A 21,083-nucleotide genomic window follows, 5' to 3' on the forward strand; every position below is an offset into this window, starting at 1 on the left:
CAACTTGTAAGGACTACACTTCATTATGTACCCATTCCGGAAGTTATGTCCAGATCTTTACAGATTTTAAGTTACAGTTCCCAACCCAGCGTGTCTCAGTACCAATAGTTTCTTGATTCAAAACAATGATGTCCGGTTCGTACCCAGATTTGTCGCGGTACGGTTTTACAATCGATTCTCTGGGTATTGTCCAAATGTCGGTTTTACCCATTTTATCAATGGTTGTAAGTAACCGTCCACCGAGAGAACCCGTTAAATTTGAATGCTTCCCCCTAGGCTTAGGCATCTCGACAATTACTCCATCATATAATTCGTACCGAACTTCCGAGTTTTCTGGATACCATTCAATAAATTCATCAAAGGTGTATAATTTTGGTTCGGTTTGTGCTTGTGTTTGGGCTTGGGTCATAGTTACAACCTCCAGATATATTTGACTTTAACATCTTGCGATTAACCCCGATTCCTTAACCAAATCATTTTTATTGCTGTTACTACCTCAAAAATTTGGATTTTTGGGAGAGTAAATTACCCAGATCCATTAAAATCCGTCGATGGGGTCGGGTAATTATTCCTCATATTTTTTTATTGTTTAATCATTCTTCAGTACGCAGCAAGCTGGCATATTTCCCCCCTGAGTGCGTACTCCGCTGCACCACTTTCCCCTGCTCCAGCACGATAATTTCATCACAATGAAAGTTTAGATTTAACTTGAGACCAAACAGTAGAGTCGATTTCATTCGCGATCTTCAGCTGCACTTTCCTCTGTTAGTTGACTTCGCTGACTGATTGACTTGAGTTCAAGATGGTTTAGTAGTTGTGTCAGTTGCTGATAATCAATTGCTTTTTTATCAATCTTGATGATGATATTTTGTTCGTCAACACTAAGGTTGTAATAAGGATTGTTAGACATAATTTCTAAGTCAATACAGTAGCAAGGTAATCGTAATATATTTCATATATAGCAATCTATGCAGACGAATCTATGTTTATCTATCGATATTCAGACACTTCGTTGAGATCCTGCCAAAAAGCTGGCTTGGGTGAATCATTCTTCAGTACGCAGCAAGCTGGCATATTTCCCCCCTGAGTCCCATAACTCTTCATGCGTACCCCGCTGCACCACTTTACCTTGCTCCAATACAATAATTTCATCACAATCTCGAATCGTGCTGAGTCTGTGCGCTATCACAATACAAGAGCAACCGCGCCGTCGCAAATTTCTATCAATCATCAATTCTGTTTGAGCATCCAGCGCAGAAGTCGCTTCATCCATGACCAATACTGCGGGATTCCGAACCATTGCGCGAGCAATTTCTAAACGCTGGCGCTGTCCACCACTGAGGTTCATTCCCCCTTCAATCAACTTGGTATCATATCCCCCAGGCAGAGATAAAATTAAATCGTGAATGACTGCATCAGAGCAAGCCCGCACTAAATCAGTTTGTGATACTGTGGAATCCCATAAGGTAAGATTTTCCCGAACTGTCCCAGCAAAGAGAAAAATATCCTGTTCTACCATAGCCAGAGAATTCGCCAAAACAGAGCGAGGAATCTGAGTTCTGGGTACACCATCAAAGTAAATTTCCCCAGACCAAGGTTCATATAAACCGCAAACTAGCTTAGCAATTGTAGACTTACCAGAACCACTCCCTCCTACGATCGCCACTCGTTGTCCCGGCTCCAAAATTAAGCTAAAGTTCTCAATCAGAGGATTGTCCACACGACTGTAGCCAAAAGTTATATTCCGCAACTCCACATAACCCTGCAACTGAAAGGATATTGGTAATTGGTAATTATCCCTCTCTCCCTCTCTCCCTCTCTCCCTCTCTCCCTCTACTCCCCTCTGGGCTTCTGCATCGACCGAGTTTTGCAGTACATCATCAAGGCGGTTTAAGTCAGCCTCTAAATCTTGCAACATACTGCCAAAATTAATCAAACTGTTGATTGGTTCTAGGAAGCTGGCTGTTAAACTTTGGTAAGCAACGAGCATCCCAATACTCAGGTTACCGTTCATCACCCGATAGCCGCCGAGAAATAAAATAGAGGTGGTTGTCAGTGCTGTCAAAAATGTGGGTAATACTGTCAGAATTTGAGTTTGTAGAGCTAATTCCTGCTGAGCGTTGAGTGCTTTGGCATAGTTCCCGGCGAATTTAGCAAACGAGTCAGACTCAAGCCCGGAAGCTTTGATTGTTTCTATAGTTTGAATACCGGCGATCGCCACCCCATTGACCTTACCATATTCCTGCGCCAGCTTCATATTGGCATCCACCCTCGTTCGCGATAAAAACTGTAGGGCGAAAAAGTTTATACCAGCAAAACTAAGAGCAACACTCGTCAGTACCGAATCGTACTGGAGCATAATCAGAAAATAAAACACCATCATCACCGCGTCAATAACCGTGGTGGCTAGCGTACCTGAAAGTAGATTAGCAACTTTGTCATTCAGTTGCACACGAGAGCTAATTTCACCCGCAAAGCGTTGAGCATAAAACCCAACTGGTAAGCGTAAAATATGCCAGAGAAACTGCCCCGACATTGTCACCGATAACTTAAGCATCAGCCGCCGCAAGTAGGTCAGCCGCAACCAAGCAAGAAAGCCCCTTCCTACAGCTGTGAGAACCATTCCTAACACGAGCGGTCGTATCCACTCAGAACGCTCAGTGACGAGAATTTCATCAACAAACACCTGAGTAAAAGCTGGCACAGCTAACCTGGGAAAAGTCAGTAATAGTCCTGCTATGAGGCAGAATAAGATAGTGCTCCGCGAGTGTTGCAAGCGGGAGACTAAGGCAGAAATAACGTTATTTTTTTTACCTCCTTTTTGAAAGTCTGATCCTGGTTGCATAGCCAGGACGACTCCAGTGTAGGCGCGGTTAAACTCTTCTAGGGAAACTGTTCGGCGTCCTGTGGCGGGATCGTTGAGGTAGACACGGTTTTTAAAGAACCCTTCCACCACAAGAAAGTGGTTGAAATTCCAAAAGACAATGTAGGGGGGAGGAAGAGTTTTGAGGTTTTCCAGAGACGGTTTCAAACCTTTGGCATTTAAGCCATAGTTCCTCGCTGCTTTGATGACATTAAAGGCGTTGCTACCATCTCGCGAGACGCCACACTCGCGCCGCAGTTCAGCCAAGGGGACAATGCGCGAGTAATAGCCTAGAACGATTCCTAAAGCAGCAGCGCCGCATTCGGTTGCTTCGATTTGCAGCAGCGTCGGGGTACGGACGCGACTGGTTTGAGGTCGGGATAGAATACTTTTAATGAAGGCAAAACGCATGAGATAATTTTGCCTTAGTTAGCCAGTTTGCTGCAAGTTCATCAAACAGTGACCAGTGAACAGTGACCAGTGAACAGTGAACAGTGACCAAAACAGTGATAACTGGTAACTGATAACTGTTAACTGTTAAAGTGGCATAATATCGTCGAGTTTGAGTTGCAAGTTCGCCAAGAGGTGAGAGGTAATAGTATCTTGTAAGCGATATTGTTGCTGCTGGTACGCGCCGTTAATCAGTTGACAGACGGTAAATGTGGGTTGTTTTGGATTACCGATGAATTGCTTGCCACCCAAACCGCGAAAGTCTACAATCCAATACTCTGGGATTTCTAAAAAAGCATATTCTTCTACTTTTCTTGCATAATCATCTTGCCAATTAGTACTCACAACTTCGGCAACTAGCTTAATTGTCCTACCATTACAGATAATAGGTTCTTTTTGCCAAAGCGGTTCCGCTTTAAGTTCTGCTTGATCTAGAACAATCACGTCTGGACGTAGTGCTGTAGCTTCAGAGGCTAGTGGTTTGATTAGACAATTTTTTGGAATCAACCAGTTTAAATTAGAACGAAAAATTTCTGCATAGATTTTACCAGCAATACTTCCTGAAACTGCTTCGTGAGGACCAGTGGGTTCCATGTCACGTAGTTCTCCGTCAATGAGTTCATAGCGGGGATTATCCCCATACTCGGTGATAAATTGCTCGAAAGTTAGGAGTTTCGGAGGGGTGTAGGTCATAGGTCATATTTTGAGACCAAACAGCTTTATTTTATCTAATAAAGCTTTTAGCTAGGTCTTCATTTGGTAAATGAAAAGTGCTACTTCACGACTTCGCGACTTCAGGGACAGATAGGTTTGGTTTGACGCGTTGAACAAAGGCTAATGGCATCACTCCCATCCATTTTTCCCGAATTACCCCGTTCTCCAGCAATACGCCAGTTGGAAAGGCTTTAGCTAAGCGACTCATCACCAACGGGTTCATCGCCACTACCGGAAAGTTGATATTATGAAGTTGAACAAATTCTTGAACTTCTTCCGGTGTTCGGGCAACTCCTGCCACTACATCTGGTAAATCAGGTCTTTTGTGAACTATTTTTAGCACTTTGACCCAGCTTTTGCACATTTGACAACCCGGCATTAAAAACACAACGAGTTTGTCACCTGTTGTTAAGTTATCGGCGTATTCTTCTAGCCATTTGGGTTGCCAAAGGCGATTAACCTTAAGCGGGGATAAGTCTAAGAGAGGTTTTTGTTTCTTCCACAAATACAAATACGAAAGACCAGTTAACAGACAACTCATTGCCAAAGAAATGAGTAATGCTGTCACTTGCTGAGAAACTGTTAAAATATCGGCGACGGGATAAAACCAAGCTAACCCAATCAAAGCAATGTAGAGGATGTTGAGCAGTAAACTTTGGTTGGGACTAATATTAATCAGACCATTGTAGCAACCACAATCATTTGTGCGTTTGGTCGAGGTACTCCAGTAAGTTAAACTCGATAAGACCAATAACAGAACAATTGTACCGGGAAAAAGCCACTGGGGAAACAGCCGTAAAATCAAGGCAATTCCAAGGACACACTCTAGAATTGTGAAGGCGATCGCCGCAGCTAGATTCACCTTTTGGGAAAACAACTGCAATTTAGTGATGTGGATAATAAACGTCTCTTGTGCGAGTGCTTTGACAATACCAGTCACCAGAAATACACTGCCAACTACTAAGGAACTGATAATAGAAATTGAATACATACTGAAGAGCGATCGCCACTTAATTGTCATAGCTAATTAAAGCACAAATGGTTACTTCCGCGCTTCAATGAAAATGCCAGCTACCTCAATTGCTCAAATCTTCTTTAAGCATTAACACACGTATTCCCGAAAGCTGGATTAAGCAAACCAATTACACTGACAGTATTACCACAAACGTTAACAGGTACATGAACTGGTACTTGAAGAACATTACCCGAAAGGACACCAGGTGAACCAACGGCGACATTAGCATCAACCCCGCCTATTACTGTCAATAAATCATCATCATCAAGTTCCTCAAACCATTCCCGATCTTTTTCTTGTTGAGTCAGTATAGGAGCTTGTTTGGTTGCTTTTTTTTCCTTTGCCTGAAACATTTTAAACATTTGAGTTTTCCTCTTGAGTTAACTTTTCTGAGTATACCTCTCTTTTAGAGTATTTTTTTTACCAGTAAGTCTACCATTCTGACTCCTGACTACTGACTCCTGAGTTCTTTTGTTAATACACACCAGTCCAAGAGCGTAATATTGGAATAATGTAAGAAATAGGTGCCACTTCTCCAACTTTGACCCGGACTTGCGTAGTCGTACCTGATGAAATATTTAGCGCTGGTCCATTAGAAGAAGACCATTTGTAACCGCTGACAGTGTTTGGGTCTTTTTGTAGTTGGACGAAAACTTGCACGCGAGCGGCGTTACTATTTGCAAGGCTTTTAGCTAGGTCTTCATTGCCAACTTGCGCTACAATATCGCCAGTTGTCACAGGGAAGGGAGAAACTCTTGTTACCATCCCAACAATTCCACCGAAGCGATCGCGCTTGACAACGCTAGGTGTAACCTGTACCGTCATACCTGGTTTTATTTGCTTGCCATCCTTATCAGCAAAGTAAACAAGACTTTCTAGTTTGGTATTACGATCTTCAGCTTCGATAGTCCCAATACGAGTCCCAGAATTGACTACTTGACCAGGCAAGACGCCAACTTCTAAAATCCGACCATCATATTTACTAATAACTTGGCTTGATTTCGTTAATTGCAATTTTAACTGGGCAATTTTGCGTTTAACTTCCTGAATTTGATTTAACTTATTTATTGACTTTTCTAAATCTTGTTGAACCAGTTTAGTTTTTTGGGTTTCGGTATCTTTAATTTTGGTTTTGATTTCATCAAGTTTATTAAGATTTTGCAGATAATCCCGCTCTGCATTTGTTCTCTGAACTTCTAGTTCTTGAATATTGTTTTTGATATCGTCAATTTTACTCAAGTTTTGTAGATATTCACGTTCGCTACTCGTTTTTTGAACATCAAGGTCTTTAAGTTGTGTTGAAATCTCTGATATTTGCTGCTGAGCGTTTAACAATTCCTGTTGAGATTGCAGTAGTGTATCTTGGCTAATAATCTTCTGTTGAAAAAGACTACGACGCGTTTCAACTCGTTGTTGCAAGGTTTTTACCAATGCACTGATTTGTTGCTTTTGCTCTTCAAGACTTTTGCGTTTTTCTGCTAGTGCAGTGAGAGTTTGTTTGTACAGCACTGGCGCGACTTGTTCTCTTGACACGCTTTGCTCAAGGCTTTGTCGTTTTTGCTTTAACGCTTGAAGGGTTTGTGAGTGCAGTATCGGTGCTACTGATTCTCGACGCAGGGTTTCTGAAAAGTCTTTTTGCTGCTGTTGAAGCGTTCTTAGCGCCAGCACTGTTTGCTGCTTTTGCAGCCTATCGGTGTTTAGATTCTGCTCTAAAAGTTGGTTCAACTTTGCTATTTCTTGTTGTAGTTGTTGCTTAATATTGGATTGGTCAATTGTGGCGAGTACTTGACCTTGCCTAACGACATCTCCTGGCTTGATATTCAGAGTTAATAATTGACCAGCACTAAGTGCTTGAAATTGCAAGACATTACGAGGTCGAATCAACACGCCGGAACCTGTAACAGTGAGTGGAATTCGCCCAACTACACTCCAAATACCAGCTATAACGACCAAAAAGCCCATAGAAAGCAAAGGTAACCAAGCTTGCTGGCTTGTGACCTGCATCAGTTGGTCAAGTTTTTCTGGTGATGACAGCTGTTCTAGCGCTTCTTCTCGGAAGAGTCTGCTTTTTCTATCTTGCATCTTATCTATTTTTATCAGGACTTACGCAACTGTCAGGTATAATACATATAGCAGGGAACAGGGAATAGGCTTGATGGTCTGGTGGTGTCCGTATTTTCTCATTAGTTCATGTGCTAATCTACCTAGCAACTACTATAGCTTTTTATAACTGCTACTTAGCTCACGAAATCTTAAAGGCATCTAGAACGGGGCATCACAAAATTACTCAAAATTGCACGAACGTAGTCGTCAGCGCCCACGTTTTCACATAGAGCTATATGTTTCCATTTTAACTCTAGAACGAGTCGCACTTGTGACCAACTCAGTTATCAGTTATCAGTTATCAATTGTTCACTGTTCACTATTCACTGTTCACTGTTCACTGTTAATAAACCCAACTCCTTTGTAAGATTTGTGTAATCCTAGGAGACATCAAAGCCACGACGACACTCGTTCTTTTAAGAGTTTGGTGACAACTGCAATTAATTGAGTTGGCTCCACTGGTTTAGATACATGTGCACCGAACCCATTTGCCAGAGCCTTTTGAGAATCAGCTTCGCTCTTCTACGCGCTTGAGCGCGATTGCCTATGTCCTGCGGACACGCTCCGCTAACGGCAGAGCTAGCGCCGAAGGGCGCGCTGAGTCCCAAGGGGACACGCTACGCGAACGCAAACGCTTAACGCATTATGATATACTAGCGCGTTAAGCGTCCTTTGAGTGCGCCCCCTTAGAGGCTAGCTCTGCCGTTAGCGATAGGCGCAGCCGTGCCGAACGGAGACGCTACGCGTTCGCCCTTTGGGCGTGCGCCTTGCGCATACGACGCAGCCGTGGCCGTACCCACTAGGACATAGGCGATCGCGCTCACCGTGCTTTTTCAAATCGATAGCTAATTTATATAAAATAGGTAGGATAAATTTGGCTCAGGTTTTTTATGAATTACCGTCGTATCTTCAAACCTGGTGAATCTTATACTTTCAGCCGATATTTTGAATTGTCTTTCACTATTGATGATATATTAGCCGAATTAAATTGCACTCTTGAAAGGAAAAATTTAATATTACCTGAATCTTCAAAAATTTTAGATTTGCAATTTTTACAGAGGCAGCTTCAGCGTAATTTATCTCACATCGATTTAGTCAATGAAACTGCCAGACGTGAAGCTTTAATTGGTCCGATTTTGTTTGAGGTATGCGATTTAACTAACCAGCGACTCAACATAGAGTATTCTATTGCTGTCAACGACTATCTTAAAGGAACTCTCGATTACTATATTGCGGCACCTCAAAATTTATTAGTCATCGAAGCAAAACAATCTGATTTAGTTCGGGGGTTTACTCAACTCGCTATTGAATTAATAGCACTTGATGAATGGACGAAATCCACATCTGAGCTTCTATATGGGGCAGTTACAACTGGCGAAGACTGGCGTTTTGGAGTCTACAATCGCGCCTTACGTAAGGTGATTCAAGACCAAAAACGCTATCAAGTTCCAGAAGATTTATTGATACTTGTTAAAATTCTTATAGGTATTATTTCTGGTTAACAAAATGCTCTACGATCAATGATGAAAATTAAGCGAACGTGCCTTCTCAGCGCTTGCAATGAGCACATTTTGCATTCGTTTAAGGCAAAGCGATCGCCTCTCCAATCTCCACAATAGCCTTTGTCAATAGCATTTGAGACCCACTTACCCTGTCTAAACTCGTTCTTTTAAGAGTTTGGTGACAACTGCAATTAATTGAGTTGAGTCCACTGGTTTAGATACATGTGCACCGAACCCAGTTGCCAGAGCCTTTTGGGAATCAGCTTCTCCAGCATACGCTGTAAGCGCGATTGCACTAATCTGTCCTCCTTGCTCTTGAGGTAACTTCCGGATTTGACGTATTAGCATATACCCGTCCATTTCTGGCATCCCAATATCGCTGATCAACAGAACTGGCTGCCATTTTTCTAGAACTCGTAACGCCTCGTGTGCTGATGCTACTGCTGTTACTTCTGCTCCCTCCTGCTTCAGTACAAAGGCAATCAATTCCAATGAATCAGGTTCGTCGTCTACAACCATGACCCGCAAGCCAGTTAGGATTGAGGAGTTAAGAGGCGAGGAGAAATTCTTGCCGTCGTCTTCCTTGTCGGCGTTGTTTTTGCTACTTTTAATCAGTGGTAGTTGCACTGTAAAAGTCGCTCCCTGTCCTTCCCCTAGACTATTCGCCATTACAGTACCGCCATGCATTTCTACGATATTACGGGCGATCGCCAGCCCCAATCCTAAGCCACCGAATTGGCGCGTGGTGGTGCTGTCTGCTTGACGAAAGGATTCAAACACGTAAGGCAGAAACTCTGGACTGATGCCTTTACCTGTGTCACTGATTGTGATTTGAGCTTGAGAGGCAACTTCCTGCAAGCGGATTTCTACTCGACCGCCATTGGGAGTGAACTTGACAGCATTCGAGAGAAAATTCCAAAAAACTTGTTGCAGCCGAGTTGAATCGCCAGAAACTTGCCACACACTAGCTTCAAATATTGGTTGCAGCTCAATAGATTTTGCTTGTGCTGCCAAGCGGACAGTTTCTAAGGCTGCGAGAATAACAGTTGTTAGGTCTATTGAATAAACATTCAGTTTCAGTTTGCCTTGTAAAATCCGCGATACATCCAGCAAATCTTCAATCAGTTGGGCTTGTGCTTGGGCATTGCGTTCGATAATTTCTAAAGCTTGTGTTGCCATGTCTGGGTCAAGCTTGCGGGTTCTCAAGATTTTAGACCAGCCTAAGATTGGATTCAGCGGCGATCGCAACTCATGGGAGAGAACCGCCAAAAACTCATCTTTAACTCGATTTGCTCGTTCGGCTTCGCTTCGGGCTGCTTGTTCGAGTTGTAGGATGCGATCGCGTTCAAATGCTAAGCGGACGCGATCGCTCACGTCCATAATCAGAGATAGCACAGACACCAGATTACCCGATTTGTCTGTTAACGTTGAGTTGTACCACTCACAATAAACCACCGAGCCATCTTTGGCGTAGTTGCGATTACAGCAAACAGTTTGCGCTTGATCGCCACTGAGGATACGCCGGACAACTTCACTCACAGCGGCTGCATCCTCTGGATAAATGAATTGCCATTCATTCATTTGCTTGCCCAATATTTCCTGCGCTGTCCAGCCGAAAATATTCTCTGCCGACTGCGACCAACGGATAATTCGCAAGTCGCTATCCCATTCAATCACTGCTAGCGGAGAATTTTCGACATGGTAGTTTAGCTTTTGCAGAGCATTTTGCAAGGCTTCCCCTGCCTGTTTGCGAACAGTAATGTCTTGATCGGTGCCAACATAACCGATGATTTCGCCTAACTCAGAACGGATAGCTGCTGCATTTGCCTGTACCCAATGTGCCCCGCCTTGAGGCGTTAAGAAGCGGAACTCCATTGAAAACTCACTTCCCTCCTGCGTGCAACGGTTCCACTCAGCCCAAACCTGCTGGCGATCATCAGGATGAATTGCCCTTGCCCAGCCATCACCCAAACTTTCTTGTAAAGTTAAACCAGCGATCGCTTGCCATTGAGGGTTAGTATAGAGACAACGACCTGCCCCATCAGTTTGAAAAATCCCAATTGGAGCGAAGGCACTCAGCAGGCGAAATCGTTCCTCGCTCTCGCGTAGGGCTGCTTGGCTTTGTTGCAATTGCTGCTGTAATCGCGCATTCTTAATGGCGCTTTTCACTGCCAACCGTAATGTCTCTGAAGTCGTCTTACCCTTAATCAGATAGTCTTGAGCGCCACGTTTCATGACTTGCACGGCAACTGATTCATCACCTTGACCTGTTAAGATAATGACAGGTGGGTGATTCTTGCCAATTTGATGCTGCAACTGGCTCAAAAACTCCAATCCGTCTAAATCAGGTAACAAGAAATCCAGCAAGATCACATCTGGTTGTTCTTGGAGACACAAACTCAACCCTGCCTCCCCAGTCTCTTGTTCCAATATCCTATATTGATACTCGACTTCTTGCAGCAAGTAGCGGCAATAGGCAAACCTGTCCTCTGCACTATCGTCGATAATTAAGATTTTCACTGGTTCTTGTGTATCCATGCACTGCTGCAAGAAGTAGGAGTTCCAATATTTTAGATATTTTAGAAAAAATTCTCAAAAAATTCTTTAATTTTAGTTTGTTTGGGACGGGTTTCTCGATTTTTCATCTATAGTTCATGGCTGATTTATCTACCCATAAAACTAGGAAGCGTAGTGATCTCGAACCAATATTGGATAAATACCTCGATCGTTTCCTTGAGCTTGCTAAGATCTATCGGCTTGACAATATAACCATTTACCCCATGTTCATAACACACGTCAATATCTTTAGGATTAGAAGAGGTTGTAAAAATAATGACGGGAATCATTTTAAGAGTTGCGTCTTGCTTGATCTGCATCAACACATCCCGTCCGTCCATACCTGGTAAATTCAGATCGAGCAAAATCATCGCTGGGCGCGACGCTGAGGTTTGATTCGCGTAATCACCGACTTGAAGGAGATAGTTTAATGCATCTTCGCCATCTACGCAACGGTAGATGGAAGGATAAACTGAGGATTTGCGGACTATCCGTTTAAACGCTTCAAAATCTTCGTCACTGTCTTCGACGACTAATAGGCTATTATTCAACACTGGTTTCATAAAGTTGATTTGCTCGCGGTAAGGCAAAGTAGAAAGTACTCCCATTCCCATAGGTTGACTCCACCCATATTCTACCGTTGTGACGTTCAACTATCTTCTTCGCAATCGTTAACCCAGCCCCCGTACCGCCTCCATACTGATTTTTGCCGTGCAGTCGTTTGAAGATACGGAAGATTGTTTCAAGATACTGTTTTTTAATTCCGATGCCATTGTCGCGCACGTAAAACACGATTGGCGTCTCTCCATTGTGAGAGTTTTCTAACAAGCAGTTATTGGGCGTGTCAGCTTCATCTAAATAGCCAATTTCAACCCATTTTTGGGGACTGCTGTTGTACTTGATCCCATTGCTTATCAAGTTAGTGAAAACCTGATCAAGCTGAATGCGATCGCACCTCACAATCGGTAAAGGGCGAGGAATCCGAAACTCCACGTCCTTTGATTTCATACTCAGTTTCACCACTTCAGTTGCGTGTTGCACCACTTCGTTTGTGTCTGTCAGTTGCAAATTCAGTTCCACCCGTCCCACGCGGGAGAATTGCAGCAAAGACTCGATCAAGTCTTCCATGCGATTAGTTAAGCGCAACAGCGTTTGTAACTTCTCCAGTCCATCTTCTTCGAGAACATCAGCGTAGTCTTCGATCAAAAAACTGGCGTAGTTGTGAATACCCCGTAGGGGTTCCTTCAAGTCGTGAGAGGCGATATAAGCAAAAGCATCTAGTTCCGTATTGCTTCGTTCTAACTCCAAATTGAGTTTCGCCAATTCATCTGCCTTGCGCAAGACAATGCTGACAATTGCCCCCCGCAGTTCTAAAACTGCCTCAATTTCAGAAGCCTTCCAAGGTAAAGACCGTCCTTGCACCGTTTCTTGCCACAAAGCAAAGGATTTACGCGGCGATAGTCGCACGCTATGATCTTGCAGCACTTCCACAGGTTTATTGGGATTCCCTCCCCAATTCACAGTTTGAATCACTTCGGGACGAAACCACAAAATGTAGTTGTGCTTGACTTTTGAAATGGCTAATGCTATTAATCCACTAGCAACCTGTTTGAATTTTTCCGCTTCTGGAAAAATTTGGGGTAAAGCGTCTGTATATAAAAGATTGTCGCCGTCAATCTTCGCTCCCACCCAAGCGAGCAATTTTTGCAACTCGTCAGGTTCGGGAGTCTGACCGATGCACGTCCAGTCGTCATTCCAGCAAATCGCCACTCCAGTTGCGCTGACTATACCCAGCAAATCAGCTTCGGACTGGGCTAACGTCTCCACCAAATTTTCATGTTGGGGAATCAATTCTATGAATCTAGCCAGAATCGACTTTAAATTCATCTTGTAGTCATAGTCGTCATTGGCTTGTTTTGTCACTAAATCCAAGGACATAACTTGACCAATAAATTCACACGCTGTCCGCACTTCGTAACTCAGATATTTGGGCGATGTGTGGTGACAAGCGATCAATCCCCAAAGTTGTTTGTTTTTGACCAGAGAGATTGACATCGATGCACTTACACCCATATTGTGCAAGTACTCTATGTGGAGCGGCGACACGCTGCGTAAAACCGCTAGGCTTAAATCTGTAGGGCGTTGGGTAACAGGATGCAGTGATGGGACTAAAGCAGCAGGTTGATAATCGGTATCAGGAATCAAGCGCAACTTATTCAATCGGTAAAGTTGGTTTGCCTGTGTGGGGATATCTGAGGCAGGATAGCGTAAACCGAGATAGGGTGTCAACTCATCTTGTGCAGTTTCGGCTATGACGTGACCTGCACCCTGTGCGTCTAATTGATAGACCATGACACGATCAAATTCTGTTAGCTGCTGCACCTGTTGCACTGCAACTCGACACATTTCCTCAGTTGTTGATGCTGCTTGAATTTTACTAATCGCGCCTTTTACCAAATGATAAAACCCGAAGAAACTCACATTTTCTTGGCTTTGACTCGGTTCTAGTTCTAAAATAAGTATGCCATCAAAGCGATGTACAATTCCATCGAAAATCAGGTTTTTGCCCTGTTGATGCAGAACAATTTTCAACGGATTGACGCTTTCAAAATCTTTTGACAAACACTTGTCTATTGCGTTGAGTTGCTGGAAGTCGAGCAAGTCGTGCAATCGCGTATTTAACAAATCCTCTGGTTCGCGCCCCAGAAATTGAGCAGTATTGTTGCTAATCTGAATGATCGTTAGTTCCGGTTCAGTGAGAACGAACAGAAGACCATGAGGCTGGATGGAACCCGGTAGGTGAATTGGTTCCTTGTCGCAATTGGTTAAGTCAAGCGTATCTGGTGTGATCGTTTCGTTCTCGCTCATTCTAGGCAGCAAATTTTTGCTCTGCTTTCCAATTGTAGTGAAATTGTAGTGAAAATTCCAACAGAGTCAGCAGCGATTATGTATTGCTGGACAATACCGCAAGTGCATGAGTTTCTTGTGCTAACACCTATTAAAAAACACAAGGAAGAAGGAAAACTTTCCAAGCTTAACTGACCTTTAGCAAACAAGTAGGGACATGCATATAATACAAGTCATGTCAATGCATAAGTCCTAAACTTTCTTGCGCTTATCGAGCAATTGATTTTTTGGGTCATTAATGTTTTGGTAGTTCTTGGGTTTTGCATCGGAAACTAGACAAATCGGAGTCATCACTATGGAATCAGGTCAATATATCATTCTCCGTGACACCAGTCGTGTAGATTTAAGTGAGCCTTTCTCAGGACGCTCTTTCACTCTTGAAGCGAGTCGCACAGCGGAGGCACCCACTCCCCGCATTGACATTGAATCACTCGATACGCGAGATCTCTTCGATCTGCGGCGCGATCCTCAAGTTGTCAGTATTGCTCCACCTATGCCAGTTGCTCTGATTGAGCCAACTGCGAGTGAGGAAGCACAACAGACGCATGATCAGCTTGGAACAACGACGTGGGGAGTGAGTGTAACCGGTGCTGTCGATAGTCCTTTTACAGGTCAGGGCGTAACCGTAGCGGTTCTGGATACTGGCATCGACGCTAACCACGAAGCCTTTAAAGGAGTTCAACTGATAGAGCAAGATTTCACAGGTGAAGGCAACGGGGATAAGAACGGACATGGTACCCATTGTGCTGGTACCATTTTTGGTCAGGTCGTTAACGGATACCGCTTCAGCATGGCACCAGGCGTACAACGTGCACTGATTGGTAAAGTGCTGGATGGGCAAGGGCGTGGAGGAACTGAGCAAATTTATCGAGCTATTCTGTGGGCTTTAGATCAGGGCGCACATATCATCTCCATGTCACTAGGTATGAATTTTCCAGCTCAGGTTGATGATCTTATCAAGGAGAAAAATTTTCCAGCACCTCTTGCTACCTCTAAAGCGCTAGAGAATTACCGGGCAAATGTTCGCTTGTTTGATAAGCTAGCTGATCTAGTCAATGCTCGGAATGCACTATTTCAACAAGGTACTGTGATTGTCGCAGCCGCCGGAAACGAAAGCAAGCGTAACATCGATCCGAACTACATATTATCCGTTGCCCCACCGGCGGCGGCTGATGGAATTATTTCGGTCGGAGCGCTTGAAACGCCAGGTGAACCTAATAACGCTTTGAAGGTTGCCTATTTTTCCAACACTGGTCCGAACGTTGCGGCTCCGGGTGTTAAGATTTACTCAGCTAAACCAGGAGGCGGCTATCGGTACCTTAACGGTACAAGCATGGCAACTCCTCACGTTGCAGGTATTGCAGCGCTCTGGGCTGAAAAACTGTTGAAACAGAATACCACTGTCAATCGGCTCGAACTCAGTTCTCGATTAATTGGTCAAGCCAAGAAAGACAGGTTAGCCGCTGGCTTCAATCCTCTGGATGTGGGTGCTGGTCTTGTACAGGCACCAGTCAATTGAATAGGTTGTTTTCACTTATAATTTCGAATCCGGGAAGAAACAATCAAAACACTGACCCCCTCCCTATTTCCGCTACACGGAAAATCGGTTAAGGTCTTGCTTTGATTGTCCGGGCATTCATCTCAACGCCTAAGCGGAACAGGACGCGTGAAGCTTCTGCCCGAACTAGCTAAATGACCAATGACTTCAATGGATACACCAATTTTATATATAGCAATTACCAATCATGGCTTTGGTCATGCTACCCGCGCAGCAGCTGTCGCCGCGACAATTCAAAAATTATGTCCAGAAGTCCTGCTGATCATAGTCAGCACTGCACCACGATGGTTGCTAGAGTGCTACATAGAAGGCGATTTTATTCATCGTCCCCGTGCGATGGATTTAGGTGTGGTGCAAGCAGATAGCTTGACAATGGATCAGGCTGCAACTCTAGAAAAGTTACTTGAGATTAAAAAAAATCAAAATTCTATTATTGCTTCTGAAGTCAATTTTATCCGCCAAAATCGCGTTAACCTTATCTTGGCAGATGTCCCCTTCCTCGCCTGTGAAATTGCCAAGGTAGCTAAAATACCCTGTTGGATGATGAGTAACTTTGGCTTTGACTTTATCTACCGAGATTGGGGTAGTGGCTTTACAGAGATTGCTGATTGGATAAGTGATTGTTACTCGAAGTGCGATCGCCTATTCCGTCTTCCTTTCCACGAACCCATGCAAGCCTTCAACAATATCACAGACGTCGGCTTAACAGGCGGTTCTCCTCGTTATACTCCCGAAGAAGTACGATCCACATGGGGAATCACAGCCCCAAAAGAAAAAACTATCTTACTCACCTTTGGTGGATTGGGTTTGCAGCAAATTCCCTACGAGAACCTGAAGCAATTTCCAGATTGGCAATTTATCACATTTGATCAGTCTGCCCCAGATTTGCCAAACTTAGTGTCAGCGACTGACCAAAAATACCGTCCAGTGGATTTTATGCCCATTTGTGGACGAGTTGTATCTAAACCCGGTTTCAGTACCTTTGCTGAAGCCACACGTTTGGACGTGCCGATTGTTTCAGTCACTCGTGATGACTTTGCGGAAGCTGCTTTTTTATTAGAAGGTATTAGCAATTACAATCAACATCAAATCCTCAAACCATCTGAGTTTTTCCAAGGAACTTGGGATTTTCTCAACCAACCACCCAATCAACCGAAGGAATCTCAACCGATTGCTAAGGATGGAAATGAAACTGTAGCCCATGCTGTGCTTAACTATTTACAGCGTTGAAAGCAGAAAGCCCCTATGATTCAAAAATCCCACGGCTTTTTATGTTCGCATAGCGTGCCGTAAGCATAGCTGAAGGTAGCGTTCATGCGTAGCTTGCCCGTAGGGCATAAGTTTCGTCGCAGCCGTGGGAGTGTCAAAAAGTCTTTAAGTATAGCAGTTCTCGTTCAGATGAACTACATACTCATCTGCGTCGAGAGTGCACAGCAGTTCCAAGACTTGTGGTCATAAACTACTAGTTAGCTTGCTGCATTTGTTGAGAGAACAGCACCCTGTTTTGTAAATCTCGCGAGAGGGTGAAAATAGTCGGCTTTGTCTGTCTGTCTGTTGTAAAGTCATAACGTCGCCCTACGTCACGCCCCAACCTTTGCATATACGTTTGTAAGTTAATAGCGCCGTCGCTTGTGCGTAAGGCTTTCGATGGGTTTTTAATGAGTTTGTTGAGTAGTCCTCTACCACCGAAAACAGCCGCCGCTACGTATTCAACACCTTTATTTAGGTGACGTTTGATGTGTGGTCTGCTTAAATACTTTTCGACGTACACCATCTGTCTTTCTGGTGGTAACGAAAGTATGTGCCTAAGCGTCGTACCAAACTCTTGGGCGTCATCTGCGCCGAAACCTATCAAACCACCATACCCACACGAGTTAGTTTTGTGGAACTCTCTCGGGTTGAAACTAGTTTCAACGGCGATAATGTCCGCTATCCACTCGCCAGGAATACCGAGTTTGTTAGCGGTAGTATTTATCGCTCGTCGGAAGGCAACGTTTTTATTAAGGTACGCGTAGCCGTGTGTATTGTCTATGTTCTCTTCGGGGTAAGCGACGTTTGGAACATACCCTTTTTTCCCAGGCACTTGGAAATTAAACGCCTGTTGTGTTGAATCTGGATAACCCGATTGGTTCTGATTTCCAACATTGTCGTTAAGCATGTATGAACTATTGCCCATTTTTGGGACGTTTTCACCATTTTTTTCTTGTATTTTTATGATGTTGAAGTTGTATTGCCAAGTGTTTGTCTTACCGATAGCTTTTCGAGCAACACTACTAGTTGTGTTTAAGCCAGCAAAAGACTCAATAGGATCTACACTGTCGTTTCCGTCGAAGGTGTTTCTTTTTGGTATTTTCCAGTGAAGATGCCCACCAGAGGAATGTTTAGTACTGCCGACTTGGCTTAAGTTTGCTTGCTGTGTTAGGCTTTGTGTTTCTTGTTCCGCAGCTTTTAGTTTCAGAGGGAATGTTTTCTTTAGTTGCGCTTGAGGTCTGTTTAAGCGGTAGGGAGTGTATTTCTCTGCTATCGTGTTGATTCTCATCTGAAGAAGCGTCGCCTGTTCCTCGTAACTCAGAACTAACTGTTGCAAAGCCCCGGTGTACTGTTGCGCTTGCTCTTTGGTTAGACCTTGAGACGGTATGTTGAACCCCTCAATCTTTAGCGCTTGTTGTACACTTTCGTCCTTTGAGTTTTGCACGAGCCATTCGACGCCATTGACGTTAATATCGGCGATATTTTGGCGAAGGCTGTTTAACTCTAGCTGTATCTGCTGTTGCTCTTTGATGTCGCCGGAATACTCGGAAGCAACACCAACTCCGTTTTTGATGAACTTCCAAGCAAAAGTACCTGTGCTTTGGTTAGAGAGCGTTTGTGTTTTTGCCTCGTTAACTAACTTGGCTTGTTGTATCTTAAGGATGTTGTCAGTAAGCTGTAAGTTGTGCTTTACAAGTTTTTGCGCTTCGTGAGGTGTGGAGTCTTGTAGTGTTGACGGGACTTGCAACCGTTTGCGCGCGAGCGCTAATTGTGTTCGTCGTTCTTGCGGTGTTATTTGTCCAGCTTCGACAGCTTGGTTAACTTGTGCAGCATAGTCATCGTATGTCATCTGTCCATCTGCTATGCCGGATAACAAACTACCAACACCACCATTATTTTGCGCGAAGTCTTGTGCTTGGGCACTAGTGGCTTGTTGTGGATTAATAGATTGACGTATCGCCGCGTTCGCCTGACTAAAGGTTTGTTGTGTGTTACCTAAAAGTTCCTGGTTTTGTTCTAGTCCATCAGCTAACGCCTGGTTAGCCACGTTAAACTTAGCTTGAATCTTATTCTGTAGGGTGTTGTTTTGCCCTAGTAATTCGAGTGGAGCCGCCATTACTTCTCTCCCTGTAATGAAAAGTAGTTGGTTGAAGTTAAACTGCCAGTTGGCGAGTACGTAGAAAATAACGAAAAACGATTTGGTGATGCTTTGAAGTACCTGCATTTGGCGGCTTACGCTTATTTTTGTGTAAATAAACTTTCGCGGAAATATTATCGGTAACTATTGTAAAGGATTATACGGCTTTTTCCTATACTAAGTAATCCACCGTGTTCTTCTTGCCACCACTTCTTAAAGTCAATGCCCTGAGTCCTTACGGACACCCTCTTGCAACGAGCAGGGGGTAAGCTTGTTTTAGGTAAAATAGGGAATGATTAGGGAATGAATAATCATTAATGCAAAAATGACTGACTACCAAAAGCTACTGAGGATTTCTACGACGGGCAAATCTTTGCATAACATTACCCGAAAAGTTGAAGATACAGTCGCTGAATCAGGTGTTCAAACTGGACTATGTGTTCTATTTTTGCGCCACACTTCAGCTAGTTTGCTGATTCAAGAAAATGCTGATCCAGATGTCTTGAAAGATTTAGCCAATTTTATGGCAAAACTCGTACCAGAATCAGCCCAGTACATCCACGATACTGAAGGCCCTGATGATATGCCAGCACATATCCGTACAGTTTTGACCCATACTTCAGAAATCATTCCCATCAATAAAGGTCATTTAGTACTAGGAACTTGGCAAGGAATTTATATTTGGGAACATAGACAAAGAAATCACGCAAGAGAACTGGTTATTCATATCTCTGGATCGTGAAAACAACCATAGGGAACAGGGAACAGGGAACAGGGAACAGGGAAGATAAATTGTACCTAGCTTCGCAAAAATCAGATAGAAATCCTATAGTTTCAAACTAATGACCAATGACCAATGACTAATGACTAATGACTAATGACCAATGACCAATGACTAATGACTAATGAGCAATGACTAATGAAAATAGCTGATTTCATCACCTGGTTTGAAAAATGGGCAAATCCGGCTTGGCAAGAAAGCTGGGATAATTGTGGCTGGCAAATAGAGCCAGGAGTTTTGCAAGAAAATGCACGGGTTTTGGTTTGTTTGACACCAACTTTGGCTGTGATGCAAGAAGCGATCGCCGTCCAAAATGCTGGTATCCCGGTGAATCTGATTTTTGCCCACCATCCTTTAATTTTCAGTCCCACCAAGTCCTTACGTCGTGGCGACGCCATCGGCGAAATGGCACGATTAGCATTTACCCATAATATTGGTATTTACAGTGCTCATACAAATTTCGACCAAGTTGAGGATGGAACTGCTGACGTTTTGGCTCAAATTCTAGAACTCAAGGAAGTCTCTCCTGTTGTACCCACTCAAGCAGGATTAGGATATGGGCGTGTTGGAAATTTAGACCAGTCCATAGCTTTAGGGGAGTTACTCACAATCATTCAAACTCGACTTACGCCTTCTCATCTGATTTCCTCTCCAGTGGTAGATTTAAAGCAGGCGATTTCCCGAGTTGCTGTTTTGGGTGGTTCAGGAGCCAGTTTTCTTTCAGCAGTTGTGAAAACAGGTGCTCAAGCCTACTTGACTTCTGACTGTAAGTTCCATCAGTTTCAGGAAAGCCGCGATCGCGGTGTGATTTTGATTGATGCGGGACATTACGCTACAGAACGTCCAGCGTGCGATCGCCTCGTGCAAAAGTTTCGGGATTTAAATCTAGATTGGGTACAGTTGAGTCAAACAGATGAGGATTTTAGATTACTTTATTAATTTTGATAAAATAGACTGATGGCAGCAAAAGTGTCAATAACTAGGGGTGTAAGGGGGTAAGGGTATAAGGGTGTAGGGGATGATGTAGTTCGTGGGGGTACCAAGCCACCCAACGGGAAAGCCACTCCCCCAAACTCCTGCACAGACGCTACTTTGAACGTGACGAGACCGCCAAGACGGGAGGTAGACTCACCAAAACACGCTCATACAACCAAATTGAAATTTTGGTGGGGGGTGTAATGCTGGTGTGTAAAGCGATAGGAATATAAATGCATTTTCCTTACACCCCTACACCCCTACACCCCTA

16 protein-coding genes and 1 pseudogene are annotated in these 21,083 nt (G+C 43.8%); 5 read left to right on the forward strand and 12 right to left on the reverse strand.

Annotated features, from left to right (window positions below; all coding sequences use genetic code 11):
- Positions 1–85: 85 nt before the first annotated feature.
- From DP116_RS13545 to DP116_RS13580, 8 genes and pseudogenes are all read right to left on the reverse strand, one after another.
- Positions 86–409, reverse strand: a pseudogene (locus DP116_RS13545) (Uma2 family endonuclease); the annotation flags it as partial.
- 184 nt (positions 410–593) lie between these two features.
- Positions 594–737 (reverse strand): hypothetical protein, encoded by a 144-nt coding sequence (locus DP116_RS13550; protein WP_169155687.1) that lies wholly within the window; start codon positions 735–737, stop codon positions 594–596.
- Positions 734–910: a hypothetical protein gene (locus DP116_RS13555; protein WP_169155688.1), complete on the reverse strand. Its 177-nt coding sequence runs from the start codon at positions 908–910 to the stop codon at positions 734–736. The genes DP116_RS13550 and DP116_RS13555 overlap by 4 nt, the downstream gene beginning before the upstream one ends.
- Positions 911–1,045: 135 nt before the next feature.
- Entirely contained in the window at positions 1,046–3,274 is a 2,229-nt protein-coding gene (locus DP116_RS13560; protein ID WP_169155689.1) for an NHLP family bacteriocin export ABC transporter peptidase/permease/ATPase subunit, read from the reverse strand.
- A 126-nt stretch (positions 3,275–3,400) separates the two neighbouring features.
- The gene (locus DP116_RS13565; protein WP_169155690.1) at positions 3,401–4,006 is read right to left on the reverse strand and encodes a Uma2 family endonuclease; all 606 of its coding nucleotides are present in this window, start codon (positions 4,004–4,006) and stop codon (positions 3,401–3,403) included.
- An 85-nt stretch (positions 4,007–4,091) separates the two neighbouring features.
- Entirely contained in the window at positions 4,092–5,048 is a 957-nt protein-coding gene (locus DP116_RS13570) for a MauE/DoxX family redox-associated membrane protein (RefSeq protein ID WP_169155691.1), read from the reverse strand.
- Positions 5,049–5,122: 74 nt separating this feature from the next.
- Positions 5,123–5,404, reverse strand: coding sequence for a chaplin (locus tag DP116_RS30725; protein WP_422614227.1), 282 nt, complete (start codon positions 5,402–5,404; stop codon positions 5,123–5,125).
- Between the two features lie 112 nt (positions 5,405–5,516).
- Positions 5,517–7,124: an NHLP bacteriocin system secretion protein gene (locus tag DP116_RS13580; RefSeq protein ID WP_169155692.1), complete on the reverse strand. Its 1,608-nt coding sequence runs from the start codon at positions 7,122–7,124 to the stop codon at positions 5,517–5,519.
- Positions 7,125–8,035: 911 nt separating this feature from the next.
- Between DP116_RS13580 and DP116_RS13585 the strand changes: the two genes are divergently transcribed.
- Positions 8,036–8,647, forward strand: a complete 612-nt coding sequence (locus DP116_RS13585; RefSeq protein WP_169155693.1) for a hypothetical protein — start codon at positions 8,036–8,038, stop codon at positions 8,645–8,647.
- 153 nt (positions 8,648–8,800) lie between these two features.
- On the opposite strand, the gene DP116_RS13590 is transcribed toward DP116_RS13585, so the two are convergent.
- The 3 genes from DP116_RS13590 to DP116_RS13600 form a co-directional block, all read right to left on the reverse strand.
- Positions 8,801–11,185 (reverse strand): hybrid sensor histidine kinase/response regulator, encoded by a 2,385-nt coding sequence (locus DP116_RS13590; RefSeq protein ID WP_169155694.1) that lies wholly within the window; start codon positions 11,183–11,185, stop codon positions 8,801–8,803.
- Between the two features lie 125 nt (positions 11,186–11,310).
- Positions 11,311–11,766, reverse strand: coding sequence for a response regulator (locus DP116_RS13595; RefSeq protein WP_211173257.1), 456 nt, complete (start codon positions 11,764–11,766; stop codon positions 11,311–11,313).
- Positions 11,747–14,071 (reverse strand): ATP-binding protein, encoded by a 2,325-nt coding sequence (locus tag DP116_RS13600; protein ID WP_169155695.1) that lies wholly within the window; start codon positions 14,069–14,071, stop codon positions 11,747–11,749. Before DP116_RS13600 ends, DP116_RS13595 begins: the two co-directional genes overlap by 20 nt.
- A gap of 334 nt (positions 14,072–14,405) precedes the next feature.
- Between DP116_RS13600 and DP116_RS13605 the strand changes: the two genes are divergently transcribed.
- The gene (locus DP116_RS13605; RefSeq protein ID WP_211173256.1) at positions 14,406–15,629 is read left to right on the forward strand and encodes a S8 family peptidase; all 1,224 of its coding nucleotides are present in this window, start codon (positions 14,406–14,408) and stop codon (positions 15,627–15,629) included.
- A 189-nt stretch (positions 15,630–15,818) separates the two neighbouring features.
- A complete protein-coding gene (locus tag DP116_RS13610) occupies positions 15,819–16,898 on the forward strand; it encodes a glycosyl transferase (protein WP_169155701.1) in 1,080 nt (359 codons plus the stop codon).
- A gap of 232 nt (positions 16,899–17,130) precedes the next feature.
- Here the strand turns inward: DP116_RS13610 and DP116_RS13615 are convergent, their stop codons facing one another.
- Positions 17,131–19,035 carry a hypothetical protein gene (locus tag DP116_RS13615; RefSeq protein ID WP_169155696.1) on the reverse strand — a complete coding sequence of 635 codons (1,905 nt, stop codon included), beginning with the start codon at positions 19,033–19,035 and terminating at the stop codon, positions 17,131–17,133.
- 346 nt (positions 19,036–19,381) lie between these two features.
- Between DP116_RS13615 and DP116_RS13620 the strand changes: the two genes are divergently transcribed.
- Both DP116_RS13620 and DP116_RS13625 read left to right on the forward strand, forming a co-directional pair.
- Complete coding sequence (locus DP116_RS13620) at positions 19,382–19,798, forward strand: secondary thiamine-phosphate synthase enzyme YjbQ (RefSeq protein ID WP_169155697.1); 417 nt, start codon at positions 19,382–19,384, stop codon at positions 19,796–19,798.
- Positions 19,799–19,975: 177 nt separating this feature from the next.
- Positions 19,976–20,776 (forward strand): Nif3-like dinuclear metal center hexameric protein, encoded by an 801-nt coding sequence (locus tag DP116_RS13625; protein WP_169155698.1) that lies wholly within the window; start codon positions 19,976–19,978, stop codon positions 20,774–20,776.
- Positions 20,777–21,083 lie beyond the last annotated feature (307 nt).

The sequence above is a fragment of the Brasilonema bromeliae SPC951 genome, from assembly GCF_012912135.1.
Lineage (GTDB): Bacteria > Cyanobacteriota > Cyanobacteriia > Cyanobacteriales > Nostocaceae > Brasilonema > Brasilonema bromeliae.